The sequence below is a fragment of the Mitsuaria sp. BK041 genome (assembly GCF_014193085.1).
Lineage (GTDB): Bacteria > Pseudomonadota > Gammaproteobacteria > Burkholderiales > Burkholderiaceae_C > Roseateles.
This window is the reverse complement of the sequence record NZ_JACHYT010000001.1, coordinates 2,748,794-2,767,867: the sequence shown is the minus strand read 5'-3', so window position 1 is coordinate 2,767,867 and position 19,074 is coordinate 2,748,794. Positions and strand designations below refer to the sequence as shown.

Below are 19,074 nucleotides of genomic sequence, written 5' to 3'. Positions count from 1 at the left end.
TGAATCAGACGGCCGAGCACCGCCATGGGGGCGACGCCCGCGCTGGACGCGTCACCCGCCGTGTCGCAGCGCCTCGTCGCCCATGCGGTCCGCTTCGGCCTCCAGGCCGGCGTCGTCGTTGATGTCGACGCCGGCCATCTGCATCGTCGGCTGCACGCGGCCCTCGCGCTGCTGCACGACGTGCCAGGCCTCGTGCGGCAGGTGATGGTCCTGGCCGGGGCCGAGGTGGATGTCGTTGCCCTGCGCGTAGGCCAGCGCGTTGAGCTGCGCCGGTTGCGCCGAGTTGCGATGCACCCGCACGTCCGACAGGTCGGTGCCCGACAGCGCTTCGATGCCGGCCTTGAGGCCGTCCGGCATGCCGGTGCGGTTCTCTTGCCACTGTACCGGCGCGGCCTTCGCCTGCGCGGTGTCCGCTTCGTCTTCCTCCAGCGCGTCGGTCGCGCGCTGGGCCACCGGCCCGAAGGTGGCGTCGATCCGCCGCCGCTGTGCCAGTTGCCGAGGCGATGCGTCGATGGCCTCGGACAGCTCACCGCCCTCCATCCCGGCGCGCCGCTGCGCCGTCGTCGTTGCCGCGGGCTCGTGCTCCCGCGTGCCGCTGTCCGTGGTCGAGTCCTTCATCGTCTGCTCCCCATGAGGTGATCGATGCGCCGCGGGGCAGCGCGCTTGGCATGCCCGGCGTTTCCCGCGTTTTCCGTGCTTCTGGCGTTTCTGGCGCTGGCGGTGCCCGTCGCGTTCACGGCGGCTCCACCCTCGGCTTGAAGGTGACGACGAGTCCGCCCACCACCAGGATGAGGATGATCGCGACCAGCAGCGTGTTGCCCTTGCGCAGCTCGTTGAGCGACGGGTCGCAGGAGAAGATCGCGAAGGCCACCGCCAGCGTGGCGATCGCGCCGGCCCACAGGCCCATCAGGATGACGCGGCCCATCCGCCGCACCCGGCAGTTCCAGCCGTAGACCAGCAGCGCCGTGCCGACCAGCACCATCAGCGCCTCCAGCGCCAGCCGCAGCGGCATGCGCATCGGGCAGACGATGCGGCAGAAGCCGGTGTCCTGGTCCAGGAAGGACCAGAAGCGATGGTCCAGCGCCGTCAGCACGCTCTCGCCCGCGCCCAGGCCCGCCACCGGCAGCGGCCACAGCGCGACGCCGCCGAAGGACCAGCCGATGTAGACCAGGTCGCGGTCCAGCGACTCCTGCTCCTCTGGCGCCAGCGCCTCGGGCTTGCCACCCGGGTGCAGCAGCACCGGCACCACGCTGCCCAGCACCGCCATGCGGTCCTGGCCGGCCAGCTCGTCGTTGAAGTCGGTGCGCGAGCGCAGCTGCATCTTGCCGATGTCGGAGCCGGTGCCCAGTGGCGCGAGGAAACTCACCGTGATGTCGCTGGTGCCGACGTAGTCCGGCGAGGACTTGTAGGTCGCCGCCGCGGCGCTGCGTTCCTTGCGGCCGCTGTCGTCGCCGACGCCGCGCTGGCGCTCCGCCGCCTTCATGATGGCCAGCAGGTTCCTGAAGCGGAACGCGGTCGACGTCTCCCCCAGCAGGTGCTGCGGAATCACCAGGTTGAGGTGGAAGGCGCGCGTGCCGCGGGCCTGCATCGTCTCGGTCAGGCGATGCAGGTAGGCGAGCAGGAACTGCTCGAAGCGCGGGTCCGCGGCCTCGTCGTCGGTGGGTTCGAAGAACACGGTCAGGCCGTCGTAGACATGCGCCTCCTCGCGCCAGCCCGGCGGCAGCAGCGCCTCCAGCCCACCCTGCAGGTCGCCGTGGCGCAGGTCCAGCATCTCGCCGACCTGCGCCGCGGTGGTGTCCAGCACCGTCTTGCGCTCCTCGTCGGTGAGGCGCATCAGCGCGCGGAAGTCGCGGCGGTAGAGCACCAGGTCCAGGCCGACGCCATGCTGGTCCACCCGCCGCGCGAAGCCGCCGCCGGGGCTGTCCCAGCCCGCCGGCCGCAGGTACTCGCCGTTGTTGCGCAGCAGGACGCCCATGTACTGCAGCCGGGTGAACTTGTCGAAGCGCACCGGGATGGGCGCGTCGGTCTCGCCGCCCATCCAGTAGGGCAGGAAGCCGAAGACGTCGTTCTCGATGTCCTGCAGGCTGCAGCCGCAGCCATCGGGCTTGAGCCGCAGCGGCCGCGCCTGCGACAGCGGATGCTCGGTGCCGGCGACGTCGGTGATCTCCTCCAGCAGATGCGGCGGCATCAGCATGTCCAGGAAGGTCATCACCGGCAGGCTGCCGGGGGCGAGCGCCGAGTTGGGCATGGTGGGCGAGGTGGGCTTGGCCGCCTTCGTCGCCTTCACCGTGGCGGCACTGCCGCTCGCCGCGAGGTGCGGTCGATCGGTCTCGGCGAGGTCCTCCCGGCGCGGGCAGCGACGGATCGCGTCCTTGTGCTGCTCCAGGGCCAACGCGTTGACGTGGCGCAGGAAGTATTCGCACTGCCGCGCCCGCAGCGAGTCCTGGAACACCGCGCGCGTCGGATGCTCGACGTCCTGCAGCGGCGTCAGCATCTCGCGCAGCTGGTCCAGCGTCGGGCCGAGCACCGGCGGCTTCACCGCCAGCGGGCGGGGCGCGGACGCCTCGTTCCCGACGGTGGTCCCGTCGGTGGCGTCGGCCGCGTTGGCGGCATTGGCCGCAGTCATCAGCGACTCGCCCATCGAGGCCTCGGCGTTCTTGAAGATCGTCTCCAGCTTCGCGGCCGTCAGCACATAGGTCATCGGCAGCGGCGGATCGCGCGGCACGGTGAGGTTGGTCTGGTCCTCGGTCACCGACTTCAGCGTGTTGTCCGGCCGGCTCTTGGCAGGACGCGCCGCAGCGGCCGCCGGCTTGGTCGCCGGTGGTGCGGCAGGCGTCGCCGCGGCCGGCTTCGGATCGACGACACGCAGCACGTACATCGCCTGGTCCAGGTGCGGCGGTCGCGAGGCATCGCGCACCGTCAGCAGGAAGCGGAAGGTGCCGGTGGCGGTGGGCGTGCCGGCCAGCACGCCGTCCTCCTCCAGGAACATGCCCGGCGGCAGCGCGCCGTCCACGCTGAAGCGGTAGGGCGCGCGGCCGCCGCGCACCACGTCGCGGGCCTTGTAGGGCTGGTGGAGCCGGGCGTTGGGGAGCGGCACCGTCTGGTAGACCAGCCACATCAGGTCGTCGCGAGCGGGCGCCGAGGCCGTCGCCGCTGGCGCCGGCGCCGGCGCGTCCAGCACGGCCGTCGCCGTCCAGGGGCGCTCGGGGCGCTCAGGCAGCGGCCGTGGCGTCGCGACGTAGAGCGTCGCGTCGGAGGTGGCGGAGGCTGTTGATGCCGCTGACGATGCCGTTGATGCCGTTGATGCCGGCGGCGCGGCGGGCTTGGCCATGTAGACCGGCGAGCCCTTGCCGCCATTCTTGCCACCGGCCTTGTCGGCGGCGGCCGACGCCGGCGTCGCGGAGGCCGACCCACCGGCCGGTGCCTGCGCCGCCGCGTGCAGGATCACGAGCCCCGCCGCGAGCAGCGAGCCGCCGACGAACCAGCGCAGCCGCGCGCAATGGCGGCAGCCCGCGCCCGCGGCCGGCGCGGCGCGTGTCGTGGCGACTTCCGCGTCGACCCTCGCGCCGAGGCCCGCGTCACCGGCAGCGCCGGCCCATTCATCGGTCGCGCGCCACGCGCGCGGGAGTCGTGGGATTCTGAAGAAGGAGCGTGTCCCCATGGCGGCTACACCGTGCGTCCTTCCTTGCGCAGTTCCTTGGCGATGCCCTTGCGCAGGTCGGCGGCCAGGATGCGTTCGCGTCCCGCCTGCATCGCGTTGATCGCGCCGAAGCGCACCACGTTGGCGATCGCGCCGCCGGCCAGTTCGTGCCGCTCGGCGAGCTCGCGCAGGTCCACCTCGGCGTCCAGCCGGCCGGTGTGCCGCACCATGCCTTCCCACAGCCGCAGTCGCTGCTCGGCATCGGGCATCGGGAAGTACACCGCCGACTGGAAGCGCCGCGCGAAGGCGTCGTCGATGTTGCCCTTGAGGTTGCTGGCCAGGATCACCGTCCCGGGGAAGTCCTCCACCCGCTGCAGCAGGTAGGAGACCTCCTGGTTGGCGTGGCGGTCGTTGCTGCTGGAGGTCGCGGTCCGCTTGCCGAAGAGCGCGTCGGCCTCGTCGAAGAACAGGATCCAGCGCCGGTGCTGCGCCTGGTCGAAGACCTGGGCCAGGTTCTTCTCCGTCTCGCCGATGTACTTGGACACCACCATCGACAGGTCGATGCGGTAGACGTCCGCCTGCACCTGCCGGCCGATCAGCGTCGCCGTCAGCGTCTTGCCGGTGCCGGGCGGCCCGAAGAACAGGCAGCGGTAGCCGGGCTTGAGCGACTTCTCCAGGCGCCAGTCGCGCATCAGCGTCTCGCCATGACGGGCCCAGGTGGTGATCGCCTGCACCTCGTCCATCACCTCGGCGTCCAGCACCAGGTCATCCCAATCCAGCTGCGTCTCGATCAGCTTGGCGGGGAACTGCGCGCTGTAGTCAGGCTTGTGCGCCTCGCCGGTGCACAACAGGTCCAGCGTGTCGGCGCCGGCCACCAGCGCCGCGCCGTACCACGGCTCGCCCGGCGACTCGTGCACCAGCCTCACCAGGCCCAGCCGGCGCAGCGGCGCGGCCTCGTCCAGCATGCGGCGCAGCTCGAAGCGCCGCGCCAGGTCCTCGCCGGCGACCAGGAAGGCCGCCGTCTCCACCGTCGGCAGGAAGCCGCCGTGGTGCCGCCCCTTCCAGCCGCCGAATTCGCAGAAGCCGCGATCCAGGTTGCGGTTGCTGACGAACAGCAGGTCCAGCAGCTGCGGCCGCAGGTGCGGCGCCAGCGCCAGCGCCAGGACCAGCCGCTCCGCCGGCCCGAGCCCGCCCTGGCGGATCAGGCGCGCGAGGTCGTGGTCGTCGGCCGCGCCTTCGCGGGGCAGGGCGGGAGGATCGGGCAGGGGCGCCATCGCGGCGGTCGCAGCGGTCGTGCCGTTCGCGGCGGTCGCTCCGGTCGCGCAGATCGCGCCGCTCGCGGCGGTCGGGAGCAGCGTCCCGCCCGCGGCCTCCTCGTGGCCGAAATGCCCGGCCAGTCGCAGCTGCAGCGCGCGGTCCAGCCAGCGCAGCTCGGCCTCCAGGGCCCGCGCGTTGATGGCCGCGCGTGGCGAGGGGTCAGCGCCAGTCCACATGAATCACCCTTTCCATCCACGGATGCCGCAGCGTCGCGTAACCCCATGGCAGTTGATCGATCAGCATGTCGAAGGGCCCGGGCTCGACCGCGAGCTGCCAGGCGTCGTCGCGGCGCTCCAGGCGCGCGGCGCGGTGCAGGAAGGTGTCGCGCAGCCCGGCCGGCGAGGTCGACCCCAGGATCCGCCAGTGCTGGATCACCGCGCCGAGCAGGCCGTCGATCGCCGTGCGCTCGGCCTCGGTGAGCGCGATCTCGCGCGGCAGCGGCGCGTCCAGCGGGACGCCGCACAGCAGCTTGTTGAGCACCAGCGCCGGCTCGGGCGCCGCGGCCTCGCCGGTGGCGAGCGCCTGCAGCAGCAGCGCGGCGCGGGCGGCGGCCTCGGGCCCGGTGAAGGCCTGGTCGTCGGCCAGCGCCAGCATCGAGAACAGCCGCGGCAGGTAGGGCGACAGCAGCACGAGTCCGGCGTTGTCGACGGCGATCACTTCCGGCAGCGGCTCGGTGGTGGCGGTCGCGGGGGAGGCGGCTTGGGTCGCCGTCCCGGACGCACCGGCCGTGGCCGTGGCCGCGGGCGGCGCGGCCTTGCGCCAGGGCAGGCGCAGCGCGCCGAGTGCCGCGGCGAGCACCGCGGTGGCCTGGCGCACGGCGCGGTCGTACCAGCGCGCCGGCGGCTCGGTGCCGGCGCCGGCATGGCGCGTCAGGTCCTCGCGCACCTGCGTCTCGTAGCGGATCGCGTCGAAGCTCGCGGACGAATGCCGGGCGGCGTGGCCCAGCGTCGCCTGCCACAGACGACGCCGCCGGGCCGCGACGAGCGTCGCCGTGGCGGTCGCTGTCGTTGTCGCTCCGGCCGCCATCGTCCCGGCCGCGCTGCTCGCACCTGCCGCGCTCGACGCACTTGCGGCCATGGACATCGCTGCCGTGTCGCCGGCCGCCACGGCGGCGATCCAGTCGGTGACGGCGCGCACTTCGGGCTCGGTCATCCACAGGGCGAGCAGTCGCGGCAGCAGCGCTTCCGGCAGCGTCTGCGACAGGCGCTCGCGCAGCATCACCGTCTCGGCCGCGCGCTGCAATGTCGCGCGCAGCCAGTCCCGGTCCTCGCGCAGCAGCGGTGCCCAGGCGTGGGCGACGCTCTGCAGCGGATCGCTGCCGGCCGTGGCGTTGCCGTCCGTGTCGAGCGCCGCGAGCAGCTGCGCCCGCAGCAGCATCAGCGCCGCCGGACGTGGCGCGACCGCATGGTCCATCGCCTGGCCGAGCACCGATTCCCACAGCGCGGCGAGCGTGCGCGGCGATCGACCGTCGCGGCGCGCCTGGGCGACGATGGCCAGCAGCCGCGCCGCGGCGGCGGGTTCGCCGGGCATGCAGGCGTGGGCCACCGCGGCCAGCGTGTCCTCGTCGAATTGCGCGGCGAGTCGCCGCAGCAGCGCGGCGCGGTCCGGCGCGGCGCGCAGCCCGGCGGCGAGGGCGGTCGGGTCCTCGCGCAGCGCGTCGCGCATCAGCGCGGCCGGGTCGTCGCCGCGGCCCTGCCAGGGCAGGCGGCCGTGGCGCAGGAAGTGCAGCAGCGCGTCCAGCCGCGCCTGGGGCCGCGTGCGGACCCGCAGGCCGGTCGCGCGACCGCTGGCGCTGACGCCGCCCGGCGCGCGCAGCTCCTCCAGCACGCGGCGCAGGCGCTCGCGCAGCAGGCGCGGTGCCTCGGTCTCCCAATCGGCGGCGGGCAGCTCGCCCAGGTCGATCTCCAGTTCATCCAGCCGCCATTGCTCGTCTAGCGGGCAGCAGGCATCGAACACCTCGTCGATCACGCGCAGCAGCGGTCCCTGGGCGCACGCGACCAGGCGGGTCTCCGCGTCGCCGGGCGCGATGCCCGCGCCGAAGCCGGCGTCGACCGTCAGGCGCTCGACGAGGTGCGTAATGGGTGCGGTCGAGTCACGCATGGCCTTGCACCACCGGTCCGTCGCCGTCGCTGTCGCCGCTGCCGCTGCCGCTACTCCCGCGCCCGCGACCGCTACTCCCGTTGCCGTTGCCGTTGCCGTTGCCGTTGCCGTTGCCGCGCGCGGTGGCTGCTTTTTCATCGGGCGGCAGCGGCAGGCACTCGATCACGCGGCAGGCCGCCTCGTCCGCGAGCGCCTGCGCCGATGCCGCGTCCGGCGACGCGACCCAGGCCATGCGCGCCTCCAGCCAGGCGGCATACGCCTCCTCGAAGCGCTGCATCGGCGCCGCGTCCAGCCACAGGCAGCGCAGCGTCAGGTGAGCGGGGCAGCTGATGCGCAAGGTCTCCTCCGCGAAGTTCCGGAACGCCGGCTGCGAGCAGCGCTGCGTCCAGCCGGGCAGCACCACCGTCACGCGCAGCCGGTGGAAGTCTTCCGGCAGACTCAGCCGCGCATGCGCGGGGCCGCCCGGCTGCGTGGGCCGCAGCAGCAGGTGCTCGACCACGTGCAGGCCTTCGCTTTCCTGGTCCAGGTGGCGCAGGTACAGGCGCAGGCTGGCCGCGCCGCGTCGCGCGGCGTCGGCATCCGGAAACTCGCCCAGCAGCCACCAGCGGCCGTGTTCGTCGGGACCCAGCGCGAGCCGACGCGGACCATGCTCGCCGCTGCCGCTGCCGCTGCCGCTGCTGCCGACACCGCCGACACCGCCGACACCGCCGCCCGTTCCCGGCAGCAGGCGGTAGCGCGCGCCGTGCTGCCCGGCGCGCAGCAGGCCGGCCGGCAGCGGCAGCCGCAGCCAGGGCATGCGCTGCAGGTCCGCCAGCACCTGCGCCCGGTCGGCCGGCTGCACCGCCTGGCCGGCCGCCGGCGCCAGGCGCACCGCGTCGTCGTCCGGATCGAGCAACCACGGCTGGTGCGCCGGCCCCGGATGCTCGACGAGCGTGAAGCGCTGCTCGCGCAGCACGCGCGTCAGCGGCCGGTCGTGCCACAGGCGGAAACCCAGCAGCAGGCTGGCCCGGCGCTGCAGGCCGCCGCAGTTGTCCGGCGCGTCCCAGGACGGACGCCCCGGGTCGAACCCGCCGGCGCGGTCGCGCGTCAGCGTCACGATGTCGCGCAGCCAGGTGGCCTTGTTCTCGAGCAGCAGCGTCTCCGCCTCCTCGGGCCCGAGGTGGCCCAGGAACTGCCGCATCGAGTTCTGCGTGTAGGTCTCGCCATGCAGCGCGAGCAGGTGGTCCAGCGCCCGGTTCTTGCGCTTCGCGGAGCGGTCGAAGGGCCGGTAGACCGTGTCCATCACCGCCTGCGGCGGCTGCCGGTAGAGCCGGTCGATCGCCGGCACCGCGTCCGGTCCGATCAGCTGCGACCACAGCCCCTGGCGCGCGCCCGGTGCCACCGAGAACAGCGCCCGCAGGTGCTGCAGCTGGGCCAGGCCCTGCGCGATCGCCTGCTCCTGCATCACCAGGTAGGCCTTGAGCTGCTTGGCCCGCGCCTGCCGCTGCGGCGGCGCGGAGGCCGGGACGCCGTAGCGGCCCAGGCCGTAGATCGCCGGCAGGTGGTCCTGCACCGACACGTAGGTGTCCAGCCGCCGGTGCACGCCCAGTGGCAGCAGCGCCGCCGCGCGCGCCGCATGCCCGGCCTGGCCGCGCGCCTGGTGCGCGCGGCCGGCGGCGCGCAGGTCCTCCAGCCGCCGGCGCAGGTCGTTCCAGGCCACCGGCACCGCATTGCCGCGCCGGCGCACGGTGATCGTCGAGGGCTGGTCGCGGTCGGGCAGCCGCAGCGCCAGCGCCCAGTCCTCGCCGCGCCACTCGACCGAACCCGCCGTCGCCTCGCGCCCTTCGGCGCGCAGCGCGATCACGCGCGCGTCGACCACGCCCGGCACCGCCAGCACGACGGCGGTGAGGTCGGACAGGAACAGCCGCTCGGCCGCGTGGCCGGCCTCGGAGGGCGGCGCGTCCTCGATGAAGCCATGGCGCGGCGCCGGACCGGTGTAGATGTCCTCCAGCGACCGGCCCTCGCGCAGCAGCTCGTCCAGCGTGCGCGAGACGGCGGCCCGTGCGATGTGGCGCGCGCAGCGGTCGTAGACCTCGGCCAGGATGTCCACGCCGTCGCGCGGCCCGGCGATGTCGATGTCGGCATGCAGCTCGCAGGGCACGTCGCGCAGGCGCACGATGTCCGGCGCCAGGTCCTCGCCCAGGTTGCGACGGGCGAAGTAGGCCGCGCGCGCCGCCGCGATGCGGTCCGCGGCCAGCGACGGCGCCGTGCCGGGCGCGCCGCCGCCGTCCTGCGACAGCTTCAGCCGCAGCCGGTACATCCCGCTGTCCGCGTCCGGCATCAGCGTCGCGTCGTCCAGCCCGGGCACGGCGTCGAGCAGGTGGCGCCGATGGTCCGCCGGCGTCGTCGGCCGGCAGGGAAAGACCTCGGCCGGCGGATGCAGCGACAGGCCGGCGTAGTCGATCGTGCCGTCGGGCCCGGTCAGGTGGTCGGCCACCGGGAAGCCGGCGCGGTAGACCAGGTCGGTGAGGCCGAAGCACAGCTGCTCCAGCAGCGTGATGCCGGGGTCGTGGAGGTTGTGGTCGGTCCACACGCCACCGCCGAGCGCCTGCAGCCACTCCAGGCCGCGCGCGCGCAGGCCGTCGAAGCCGAGTTCGCGCTCCTCGCCGGTCGGCGGCGAGAGCCGGACCGGCATCTCCGGCACGGCGGGATTGGCCACCGGCCCCGGCAGGTCGGACGGAAAGACCGGGTGCTTGCGCATCGCGCCGCCGCTGCTCATGGCGTGCCTCCGGTCATCTCGGGGTCGAACCACAGCTGCGTCACCGCGGCCTGGATCAGCTTGTCCTCGCCGTAGTCGCACTGCGTGCGAATCTGCAGCCGGTAGCTGGCGCGCCGGCCGTGGTCGCCGGCCCAGCGCAGCTGCAGCCGGTCGCAGCGGCGGCCGTACCACGCGTGCTGGCTGCGGATGCGCTTGCGCGGCGAGAGGAACTCCAGCCAGCCCGGCAGCGGGTTGTAGGTGTTCATCGCGATCGCATGCAGCATCGCGAAGCGGCCGCCGTCCTTCTGCCCGACGCCGGCCATCACCTCGAAGGCCTGGCAGCCGCCCAGCGGGCCGGTCAGGTCGTGCCACTCGCCGTCCGCCTTGAGCGGATGGCCCTTCTGGTCGGCGCGCCGCAGGTCGCCCAGCCGCCCGGACGAGGCCACCACGCCGGCCACCTCCAGCGTCTGGCGCGGCCGCGCCGTGCCGATGCCGACGCGACCCGCGGTGTCCAGCGCCAGCACCGGCGCCTGCGCCGCGGCGGCGCGCGCGTCGCCGTGATGGAACATCAGCTGGTCGCTGTCGCCGCCGTAGTTCATCGACCAGATCGCCTCGCGGCCGCTCTGCTCGCGGTAGAAGCTCAGCAGCGCGTCGTGGCTGACCGGCGCCGAGACCTCCAGGCCGTTCTCCGGCGTCTTGCGGAAACCCTCGTCGCTCATGTTGAGCATCGAGTCGATGAGGTCGCCGAAGTGGTCGCTGGTGGGCAGCCGTCCCTCCTGGAAGAACTGCTTCAGCGTGTCGCGGTTGCGGGTCGTCATGGCGCGCCCCTGCCGATCACGAAGGCGGGGCCGGCCGGGACGCCCGAGGCGTCCTGTCCGGCCGGTCCGCCGATGACGAAGGTGCTGCCGACCGCCAGCCGGTCCACGCCGGTGGCGCTGGGCGCCACCGTCTGCGGAAAGCGGTCGACCGCGGTGAGGATGTGCTGCGGCATCGGCAGCGCGATGCTCCACGGCAGCCGCGCGTGCGCATGGGCCGCGCCGATGGCGGGCGGCTGGTCAGGCAGGTCGGCGACCATCTCCGCGCGCGCCGTGTCGGCCAGCGTGTAGACGCCGTGGTCGTCGCAGGCCACGGTGATCAGCGACAAGCGCGTCACGAAGCTCACGCCCTCCAGCCCGCGCAGCCGCGCCTCCAGGTCTTCGCTGCGCACCAGCCAGTCGAAGCGCGGCCCGTAGCCGTCGTCGAACCAGGGCGAGAGGAACTCGACGATCTCCTGGTTGACGCGGCGCAGCGTGGCGCCTTCGTGCGCGCCGCGCGCCAGGCCGATGGTGGCGCGCAGCTGCAGCCGGTCGTAGGCCGGGTTGCGGACCTGGAAGCGCGCGAAGGGCGAGCCGATCTCGCGCAGCGCGCTGGCCATGCGGGCCAGCTCGATCGCGTTGAAGCGCGGCGCCGCGCAGGCGAGGGCGGGCAGGTTGCGCGGCAGCGTCGGGAGGACCACCGCCGTGACGCCGCCGCTGCCGTCCTGGGCCGGCAGGCAGCGGACCTTGAGCACCTCGGGGAAGCGCGCCAGCAGCAGTCGCTCGACGTCCCAGCCCAGCGAGGCGCGACCCTTGTGCTGCAGGCGCTCGCCGGCGCGGGTGATCAGCGCGCGCTCGTCCTCCGCGGCGCGCAGCCCGAAGGAGCGCCCCACCTGCGCGACCGACGCGAGCCCGGCCAGCGTCGCGGTGGGGCGGGTGATGACGCCGTCCACCAACGGCTGCGGCGGCGCGGCCGGCGCGCCGGTGGCGCGCGGCGGGGCGCCCGCGTCGCCGGGCAGCTCGCGACGCAGGCGCAGGCCCTGCGTGCGCACCGAGACCAGGCCACCGAAGCCGTCGAAGTCGCTCGTCGCCGAGAGCCGCAGCCAGTACAGCCCGGCCGGCATCACGGTGTGGGTGGTGCTCATGTCGCGCGGCAGGTCCAGCGTGACGATGCCGGAGGTCAGGCCGCCGTGCGTGGTGTCGCCCAGCACGCGGGTCGGTGGCAGCGGGCGCCAGTCGTCGTCGGCCAGCGTCCACCACTGCAGCGCGCGCGGACGGGCGCCGTTGAGGGGGCCGCGCGCGGAGGACTCGCGCAGCTGGAACAGCAGCGTCAGCACGCCGCCCGGGTCCGAGCCGCTCAGTCCGAGGTAGAGGTTGCCGTCGGCGCCCAGCCGCGGCAGCAGCCCGTGTCCGCCGCCGGAGACGGCCGAGAGCAGCGTCTGCAGGCCGAAGGGATGCAGGTGGAAGAGGCGCTCGCCGTCGACGCCCTCGGGCGGGTCGTCGTCGCGGTCCAGTGCGATGACGCTGGCCGCCTCGTAGTTCAGCGAGAGCCGCTCGATCACCGGCGTGTAGGGCGGGTTCGGCAGCGGACGCGGCCGGCGCGTGCGCGCGTTGGCGGCCACCGTCGCGCCGAGCTCGATCGGGTAGGCGGTGTGCCCGAAGGCGGCGCGCGGGCCGCTGAGCTGCAGCCGGCACAGGCCGTTGCGCGGCATCGCCATCGTCGACCAGTCCTCCTCGGTGGCGCGGCTGAGCTTGCGCACCGAGCCCGGATCGAGCTCGATGTGCTGCGTCGCGATCAGCTCGCCGGCGGCATTGGTGCCGGCGAACAGCGGCTGCCGGGCGGAGCGGTTGGCGCAGTCCTGCCACTGGCCGTCGCGCAGCCAGGCGATCTCGACGCTGAACTGGCCCTGCCGCAGCTCCTTGCCGGCCGGGCCGGCGTAGCCGGCGTAGTGGGTGTCGAAACCGCCCGGCTCGTTGGGCAGGCCGCCCCATTCGAGGTCCAGCGAGAGGTGGTCCAGGGTCTTGCGCGCGGCCTCGGGCGAGCCGACGACCAGGTAGGACGACAGGCCCGGCAGCGGGCCGAAGGGCGCGAAGGCCTTCGAGGGATCCAGCCGGCCGAGGTTGTTGGCCAGCCGCACGTCGCGCACGCCGCGCGCCTTCACCCGCAGGTCGACCTCGGCCAGCGGCAGCCGGGCCAGCAGCGAGTAGGGATAGAGCCGCGCCTGCGTGGCCAGCTCCAGGCGCAGCACCGGCAGCCGCGTGGGCCATTCGGCGCCATGCACCACCGGGTCGCAGCCGGTCACCGGCGGCGCGTCGGCGCGCAGCCGGATGAACAGCGACAGGCCGGCGCCGGCGGCGCGTTCGAGCCGCGCCTCGACGGCGTGCCAGCCCGACGGCGTGCTCAGGCTGACGCGGAAGGCGCCCTGCAGCAGCCGGTCGAAGACCAGCGCGCGATGAGGCCGGCCGGGACCGTTGAACAGCGCCGGCAGGCCGTTGCCGGTCAGGCGATGCGCGGTATGGCGCAGCGCGGTCCAGTCGGCCTCCGACAGGTCGTCGACGTCCATCTCGATGCCGCTCACGCCCGTACCGGTCGTGGCGCTCGCGCTGCTCGCGCTGGCCGCCGGGCTGTCCGCGCCGTCGGCCAGCAGCCATTGCGGCAGCAGGTCGCCGAAGGCGTCGCGGAAGGCCGACGCCGACTCGGCCCGCAGCGCCGCGTCGCGCAGGCCGCGCAGGTCCGGCGCGGCGCCGGAGGAGGTCTGGCGCAGGATCACGCGGATCTCGCGATCGCCCTCGCGCAGCGCCAGCAGCGGCGACGCCACCGCCAGCCCGATGCGCGCGTCCTCCGCGCCCGCGCCGCCGGCGGCGCCGAAGAGCGGCCAGACGGTGCGGCCGTCCGCGACCGGACGCGCCACCTTCGCGCGGGTGACGTAATGGAGGTCGCGCTCCGGCGCGATCAGCGGGTCCCGCTCCAGCCGCAGCGTGCACAGCGCGGCCAGCCGCGTGTCGGTGACGGCGATCGGCGCCTCGCTGACGAAACGCACCGGCCGGCCCGCGGCATCCTTGCCGGCCTCGAAGGCGGTGCCGGTGGGCAGCGTCAGGTCGCCCGGCGCGCGCGGGTCGCGCTGGCAGGCCAGGTGGACGCGGTCGGCGTGCGCTGGCGCCGGGCCGAAGCCCAGGCAATCGCGGTAGTAGAAGGCGGTGTGGCGCGCCGGCAGGCGGTTGACCTCGCGCTGCGCGGTGTCGCAGACCTTCAGGAAGGCGATCAACAAGGCCGCCGCCGGCTCGTGGTTGGCGGTGGCCATGCTGTCGGGCAGCAGCTCGCGCGCCAGCCGCCGGACCTCCTCGACCGCGCTGAGGAAGGCGAAGAAGCGCTCCCGCAGCCGCTCGCGGTCCTCGCGCTCGGCGGCGGCATCGGCCGCCGGCTCTTCGCCGATCGTGCGATGCCACATCCGCGACAGGTCGCGCTCCACCGGCCCGGTCGGCCGGCTCGCGGCCGCCTCGTCGCCGCGCCGCAGGAAGCGACGTTCCACCCAGCGCAGATCGGCGGCGAGCTGCTGCTCCACCAGTTGCTGGATGCGCTCGCGCAGCACGCGCGGCGCGTCGTCATGGATGCCGGCGAGCGCGCGCCACCAGTGGTCCAGCCGCGCCGCCAGGCCCAGCACCTGGCGCGCCAGCAGCTCCAGCGGCGCCGAGTCCGCGTCGCGCCCGAACTGCTGCTGCAGCGGCCAGGGATCGAGCGCCGCGATGCCGGCCATCACCAGCGTCGGGTCGGTGGCGAAGAGCCCGCGCCAGTCGCCGTCCTCCTGGTCGTCGAGGTCGATGAAGCGCAGCTGCTCCGCGAGCCGCGCCATCATGTCCACGCGCTGCTCGAAGCTCAGGTCGTCCGGCCTGAAGTAGCCGGGCTCCAGGGCCATCGGGAAGCGCTCGCGCTGTTCGGTGCCGGTCGTCATGCGGGTTCGCTCCCCAGCACCTCGCCCTCGCGCAGGTAGAGCGGGAACACGAGGTTGTGGCGGCTGTTGCTGCTGCGCAGCGTGTAGTCCAGCCGGATGCGCAGCACGCCGTCGTACAGGCCCGAGGTGTCGATGTCGACGGCGTTCAGCGCGATGCGGGCCTCGAAGAACAGGATGGCCTTCTCGATCAGGCTGCGGATCTCGGTGAGCGTGCTGTCGTTCATCGTCTCGAAGACCATGCGCCGCAGGCCGCAGCCGTAGCTCGGATGCATGACGCGCTCGCCGGGCGTGGTGGTCAGCAGGATGCGCAGGCTCTCCTCGACGTCGGCCACGCCGGAGACCATCACCGCGCCGCGGGTGCGCCGGTCGAAGGCCGGCGGGAAGGCCCAGCCGGTGCCGAGGAAGTCGAGTTCGCCGTCCATGTCGAGGTCCGTGAGGGGTGGGGCGGTGAAGGGGCGTCGTGGGGCGCGTCAGCCGCCGATCAGCACGGTCGGCAGGCCCAGCGCGACGTTGCCGCCGTGCGCGGTGGCATCGCCGACGCGCGCCGCCGGCCGGCCGCCGATGAGCACCGTGGTGGAGCCCATCACGATCGCGTCGGGCGGCCCGACGCAGGTCGCGTTGTCGCCCTGCACCGCGGCGGGCAGCAGGCCGATCAGCACGGTGGGCACGCCCGGGCCGATGACCGGGCCGCCGACATGCGGCACCGGCGGCAGCCCCGGCGTGACCAGGGGGCAGACATGCAGGTCGGTGAGTCGGGCGGCGGGGGGCATGGTGGCTCCTTGCTCAATTGATCATGACCATCGCGCCCTTGACCACGGTCTGGCCCGAGGCCGAGAGCTCCGCGGCGGCATTGCCCTTGGCGGTGAAGCCGATCCGGGCCTCGCAGTTGACGTTCAGGCCGGTGGCCTGGACGTCGGCCTGCGAGCTGATGCTCACCGCGCCGACCGCGTCCAGCGCGATGCGGCCCTGCGCGGTGACGGTGATGTCCTTGGGGCTGTCCAGCGCGATGCCGCCGGGCTTGAGCTCGACGGTGTTGCCGTTCTGGTCCTCGAGCCGGATGGACTTGTCCTTGTCGCTGAGCACGATGCGGTTGTTGGCCGGCGTGGCGACGGTGATGACCTGGTCCTTCTCGTCGAACTCCAGCTTGTGGCCGCAGCGCGTGACGAAGGCCTTGGTGTCGTTGGGCGCGGCCAGCGCGTAGGGCGGCGTGCGGCCGCTGCTGTAGAGGCTGCCCAGCACGACCGGGTGCGAGGGGTCGCCGGCGAAGTAGCCCAGCACCACCTCGTCGCCGACCTCGGGCAGGAAGAAGGCGCCGAAGCCGCTGCTCGCGTGGCCCTGCAGCAGCCGGGCCCAGACGCCCTCGGTCTCGGCCTGCAGCACCGGCACCTTGACCTGGATGCGGGGCTCGCCGGTGGGGTCGCCGTCGAGCTTGAGCACCACGCCGACCTGCAGGCCGGGCACCGGCGGCAGCAGGCCTGCCGCCGGCTGCGCCGGCACGTCGGGCCGCGCGCTGAACCAGTCGGGATCGAGGCCGAACTCGGCCTCGGTGGTCCAGGCGCCGTCCTCGATGTGGTGGCGCAGCCCGGTGACGAAGACAGTGCCGCTGAAGCGGGCGCCGACGCCCTGCAGCGCGATCAGCCCGCCGACGCGCGCCTTGGCGCTGCCCTGGAACTTCAGGTGGCCGCGCATCCGCGCCAGGCCGGACTTGACCTGCTGCGCCTTCGCCCACTGGGTCAGCATGTCCTTGGACTGCGGCGCGCCGGCCTGCAGCCGGAAGCTCTCCAGGCCGATGACGGCCGACAGCGTCGTACTGTCCAGGTCGCCCTGCGCGGGCAGCGTGGCGGGATCGGCGGCGCTGCCTTCGAGCGCGGCCTGCGCCTTCGGGTCCCAGGAGACCGCCATCGCGCTGCCGTACTGGTGGCGCGCGTCGACGTCGCCCTCGAAGTCGATCAGGTCCATGCCGTAGGTGACCGCCAGGGCCGGTTCGCCCTCGGCCGCGGGCGCCGTCACCGCCAGCGCGCCATCGGTGGCGATCACCAGCAGGCCGTTGGCGTCGGCCCGCGTCAGCAGGAAGTCCCAGTCGCTGCAGAAGTGCTGCACCAGCTCCGGATGGGTGACGGTGGTGGCGTCGACCTGCGCCGACAGCCCGTGCGCGCCGGCCAGCGTGCTCATGATGTCGCTGTCGAGCTGGTCGATGTAGTTGGCGTTGCGGCGGCCGATGGTCATCTTCACCGCCGCGTCGCGGCAGTCCACGACCAGGCGCGCGTCGTTGTCGCCCTGCACGCGCAGCCCGTGGCGCACGACCAGACCTTCGAAGATCGTGTCCTCCTGCTGGCCGTAGCCGGCCCGGATCGTCAACCGGGCGCCGGGCTTGAAGTGCGCGGAGTCGCTGAGCGGGAAGTCGCGGTCCGGCATGTCGCCGTCGTTGAACACCAGCCGCGCCGACGGCACGGTGTTGGCCGCGCGCCGGATGGTCACCGACATCAGGTCGGCGCTGGCCTCGAGCCGCTGCCCGTCCGCGAGCACGGCCAGGGTGACGACGCCGACGGTGTCCTGGTTGGGGGAGACGCCGGGCATGTCACTTCTCCATCGGCGGGAACCGCAGCACGGTGCCCGGCGGGATGTTGCGGAAGTCGGTCAGGCCGTTGAAGCGGGCGACCTTCATGAAGACCGAGGGATCGCCGTAGATGCGTTCGCAGACCTGGCCGATCGATTCGTTGCCGTACATCCGCACGGTGCGTGTCTGCTCGGAGGTGCTGGCGCGCTGGGTGACGCGGCGTTCCTCCTCCTTGCTCATCGCGCCGACGAAGCTCAGGTCCACCTTGGCCCGCAGCGGGTCGCCGCCCGGCTTGAACAGGGTGTACTGCGCCTTCAGCGATTCCAGCCGGCCGAAGAAGATCAGCGTGCCCCACAGCACCCGCACGTAGGGCGGCTCGCTGCGCAGGTCCACGTATTCGTAGACCACCTTGCTCAGCTGCGCCAGCTGGCCCTTCACGTCGGGCGGCTGGCCGGGCACCGGCGGCACGACGCCGGTGCCGTCCAGCACGATGTTGAAGGCGACGCGCTCGTCGTCCATCGTGCTGAACTTGGGCTCGACGCCGGACGAGCCCTGCGCCTTGGTCTTGTCGTAGCGGATGCCGAAGCTGTGGCTGAACTCGGCCGGGTTGATCTGCGCCTGGAAGCTGGTGGCCTTGTCCAGCTGGACCGTGCCGGTGCGGCTCAGGCTGTAGCGGGTGAGCAGCAGCCGGGTGAGCTCGGTGGAGGCGCCGTCGGCGCCGCCGCCCGAGGCGGAGGGGGAGGAGGCCGGCATCTCAGCGCTCCCGCTGCGCGCGCAGCCGGTCGACCAGCCAGGCGCGGCATTCGGCCAGCAGCTGCTCGCGCAGCCGCAGCAGCTCGCGCTGCGCCAGGGCGGGCGCCGGCGGGGCCGGCGCGGGCGTCACCTGGGAGCGGATCAGCAGTTGTCTCACTTCGATGCTCATGCTCGTCGTCCTCGGTCCTGGTCCTCTGTGACGCTCACACCAGCCGGCTCGATCCCGCGTAGGCCAGCTCGATGCGCTCGATGGCGACCTCGTTGCGGGTGGCCTGGAAGGCCTCGACCGACCACTTCACCGGATACGCGTTGCTCACCGCCCAGACCCGCAGCGGGGCGCCATCGCCGTCGAGCAGGAAGACATGCAGCTGCTGCGTCGCGATGGGCTGCGCGAAGCCGCCCTCCAGCACCGCCTGGCACCACAGCAGCAGCCGCGACTCCATCGTCGCGATGCCGCGCGAGAGCACCAGCTTCGGATGCTTCGCCGCCTTGGGCAGCAGGTGCACGAAGGCGTTCTGGCCGCCTTCGACCACCGTCTCGGTCTCCAGCTCCGGGCCCAGCCCGGTGACCTCGCGGAAGGCGCCGTCGCGGTCCTTCGCGTTGGATCCGAAGGTCACCGCGAAGTGGAAGGCCGGCGGCGGATACAGCAGCTGCGCCCGCAGCGCGTCCGGTGCCCGGGCCGGGCCCGGGGCCGGGGCCGACGCCGACGCGGAACGTGTCACGGGCGGCGGCATCAGGCGTTGGCGATGGTGAGGCCTTCGTGCGCGATGACGATGGTCTCGATCGCCACCTCGTTGCCGGTGGACTTCAGGTCGGTGCTGGTGATCTTGGTCGGCCAGGCGTTGGCCAGGGTCCAGACCATGGTCGGCTTGCCGGCTTCGTCCAGGAGACTGATGGTCACCGGCTTGCGCTTGATGGTGTTCATCTTGATCTCGTTGAACCAGTCCCAGAACTTGTTGTCGCCCTTGAAGACGCCCTTCTTCATCGTGACGTCGCTGTACTTCTTCATGCCCGGCATCTTGAGCACCGAGAACGCGGGGCTGTCCCCGTGCCGGTACTCGATGGGCTGCGCTTCCACGTCCAGGCCGGACACTTCCTGGAAGGACATCACCGCCGAGTCCCACTTCACTTCGAAGCGGAACTTGGGGAGCGGCCACACCGTGGTCGATTGCGCTGATCCGTCGTCTGCCATTGCCTGCCTCCGCGAGGGTTATGGATGGAAATCG

At 73.3% G+C, this 19,074-nt stretch carries 14 protein-coding genes; all 14 read right to left on the bottom strand.

The genetic code is table 11. The features are described from left to right. Window positions 1-51: 51 nt before the first annotated feature. The 14 genes from FHT38_RS11625 to FHT38_RS11560 all read right to left on the bottom strand — a co-directional run bounded on the left by FHT38_RS11625 (window position 52) and on the right by FHT38_RS11560 (window position 19,040). On the bottom strand, window positions 52-618 hold the full coding sequence (locus FHT38_RS11625; protein ID WP_255488665.1) for a DUF4157 domain-containing protein: 567 nt from the start codon (window positions 616-618) through the stop codon (window positions 52-54). Window positions 619-733: 115 nt separating this feature from the next. After that, window positions 734-3,661 (bottom strand): putative Ig domain-containing protein, encoded by a 2,928-nt coding sequence (locus FHT38_RS11620; protein WP_183491864.1) that lies wholly within the window; start codon window positions 3,659-3,661, stop codon window positions 734-736. Window positions 3,662-3,666: 5 nt separating this feature from the next. Beyond that, a complete protein-coding gene (locus FHT38_RS11615) occupies window positions 3,667-5,133 on the bottom strand; it encodes an ATP-binding protein (RefSeq protein WP_221213761.1) in 1,467 nt (488 codons plus the stop codon). After that, complete coding sequence (locus tag FHT38_RS11610; RefSeq protein WP_183491863.1) at window positions 5,117-7,057, bottom strand: contractile injection system tape measure protein; 1,941 nt, start codon at window positions 7,055-7,057, stop codon at window positions 5,117-5,119. Before FHT38_RS11610 ends, FHT38_RS11615 begins: the two co-directional genes overlap by 17 nt. Continuing rightward, a complete protein-coding gene (locus FHT38_RS11605) occupies window positions 7,050-9,815 on the bottom strand; it encodes a hypothetical protein (protein WP_183491862.1) in 2,766 nt (921 codons plus the stop codon). Before FHT38_RS11605 ends, FHT38_RS11610 begins: the two co-directional genes overlap by 8 nt. Further along, complete coding sequence (locus FHT38_RS11600) at window positions 9,812-10,612, bottom strand: hypothetical protein (RefSeq protein WP_183491861.1); 801 nt, start codon at window positions 10,610-10,612, stop codon at window positions 9,812-9,814. Before FHT38_RS11600 ends, FHT38_RS11605 begins: the two co-directional genes overlap by 4 nt. Beyond that, window positions 10,609-14,538, bottom strand: a complete 3,930-nt coding sequence (locus FHT38_RS11595) for a hypothetical protein (RefSeq protein WP_183491860.1) — start codon at window positions 14,536-14,538, stop codon at window positions 10,609-10,611. Before FHT38_RS11595 ends, FHT38_RS11600 begins: the two co-directional genes overlap by 4 nt. After that, the gene (locus FHT38_RS11590) at window positions 14,535-14,960 is read right to left on the bottom strand and encodes a GPW/gp25 family protein (protein WP_091734236.1); all 426 of its coding nucleotides are present in this window, start codon (window positions 14,958-14,960) and stop codon (window positions 14,535-14,537) included. The genes FHT38_RS11595 and FHT38_RS11590 overlap by 4 nt, the downstream gene beginning before the upstream one ends. Window positions 14,961-15,008: 48 nt before the next feature. Then, window positions 15,009-15,308: a PAAR domain-containing protein gene (locus tag FHT38_RS11585; protein ID WP_091734234.1), complete on the bottom strand. Its 300-nt coding sequence runs from the start codon at window positions 15,306-15,308 to the stop codon at window positions 15,009-15,011. Between the two features lie 13 nt (window positions 15,309-15,321). Next, window positions 15,322-17,115 carry a type VI secretion system tip protein VgrG gene (gene vgrG / locus FHT38_RS11580; RefSeq protein WP_183491859.1) on the bottom strand — a complete coding sequence of 598 codons (1,794 nt, stop codon included), beginning with the start codon at window positions 17,113-17,115 and terminating at the stop codon, window positions 15,322-15,324. A 1-nt stretch (window position 17,116) separates the two neighbouring features. Further along, window positions 17,117-17,848: a peptidoglycan-binding protein gene (locus tag FHT38_RS11575; RefSeq protein WP_183491858.1), complete on the bottom strand. Its 732-nt coding sequence runs from the start codon at window positions 17,846-17,848 to the stop codon at window positions 17,117-17,119. 1 nt (window position 17,849) lies between these two features. Next, entirely contained in the window at window positions 17,850-18,017 is a 168-nt protein-coding gene (locus FHT38_RS11570) for a DUF5908 family protein (protein ID WP_183491857.1), read from the bottom strand. Window positions 18,018-18,051: 34 nt separating this feature from the next. Continuing rightward, window positions 18,052-18,570: a phage tail protein gene (locus tag FHT38_RS11565; RefSeq protein ID WP_255512067.1), complete on the bottom strand. Its 519-nt coding sequence runs from the start codon at window positions 18,568-18,570 to the stop codon at window positions 18,052-18,054. Window positions 18,571-18,581: 11 nt separating this feature from the next. Continuing rightward, window positions 18,582-19,040, bottom strand: a complete 459-nt coding sequence (locus tag FHT38_RS11560; RefSeq protein ID WP_091734226.1) for a phage tail protein — start codon at window positions 19,038-19,040, stop codon at window positions 18,582-18,584. Between the last annotated feature and the right edge of the window lie 34 nt (window positions 19,041-19,074).

Excerpts from the sequence above, each read along its gene's own strand:
- FHT38_RS11625 (WP_255488665.1), bottom strand. The coding sequence starts at position 618 with ATGAAGGACTCGACCACGGACAGCGGCACGCGGGAGCACGAGCCCGCG.
- FHT38_RS11620 (WP_183491864.1), bottom strand. The coding sequence starts at position 3,661 with ATGGGGACACGCTCCTTCTTCAGAATCCCACGACTCCCGCGCGCGTGG.
- FHT38_RS11615 (WP_221213761.1), bottom strand. The coding sequence starts at position 5,133 with ATGTGGACTGGCGCTGACCCCTCGCCACGCGCGGCCATCAACGCGCGG.
- FHT38_RS11610 (WP_183491863.1), bottom strand. The coding sequence starts at position 7,057 with ATGCGTGACTCGACCGCACCCATTACGCACCTCGTCGAGCGCCTGACG.
- FHT38_RS11605 (WP_183491862.1), bottom strand. The coding sequence starts at position 9,815 with ATGAGCAGCGGCGGCGCGATGCGCAAGCACCCGGTCTTTCCGTCCGAC.
- FHT38_RS11600 (WP_183491861.1), bottom strand. The coding sequence starts at position 10,612 with ATGACGACCCGCAACCGCGACACGCTGAAGCAGTTCTTCCAGGAGGGA.
- FHT38_RS11595 (WP_183491860.1), bottom strand. The coding sequence starts at position 14,538 with ATGACGACCGGCACCGAACAGCGCGAGCGCTTCCCGATGGCCCTGGAG.
- FHT38_RS11590 (WP_091734236.1), bottom strand. The coding sequence starts at position 14,960 with ATGGACGGCGAACTCGACTTCCTCGGCACCGGCTGGGCCTTCCCGCCG.
- FHT38_RS11585 (WP_091734234.1), bottom strand. The coding sequence starts at position 15,308 with ATGCCCCCCGCCGCCCGACTCACCGACCTGCATGTCTGCCCCCTGGTC.
- vgrG (WP_183491859.1), bottom strand. The coding sequence starts at position 17,115 with ATGCCCGGCGTCTCCCCCAACCAGGACACCGTCGGCGTCGTCACCCTG.
- FHT38_RS11575 (WP_183491858.1), bottom strand. The coding sequence starts at position 17,848 with ATGCCGGCCTCCTCCCCCTCCGCCTCGGGCGGCGGCGCCGACGGCGCC.
- FHT38_RS11570 (WP_183491857.1), bottom strand. The coding sequence starts at position 18,017 with ATGAGCATCGAAGTGAGACAACTGCTGATCCGCTCCCAGGTGACGCCC.
- FHT38_RS11560 (WP_091734226.1), bottom strand. The coding sequence starts at position 19,040 with ATGGCAGACGACGGATCAGCGCAATCGACCACGGTGTGGCCGCTCCCC.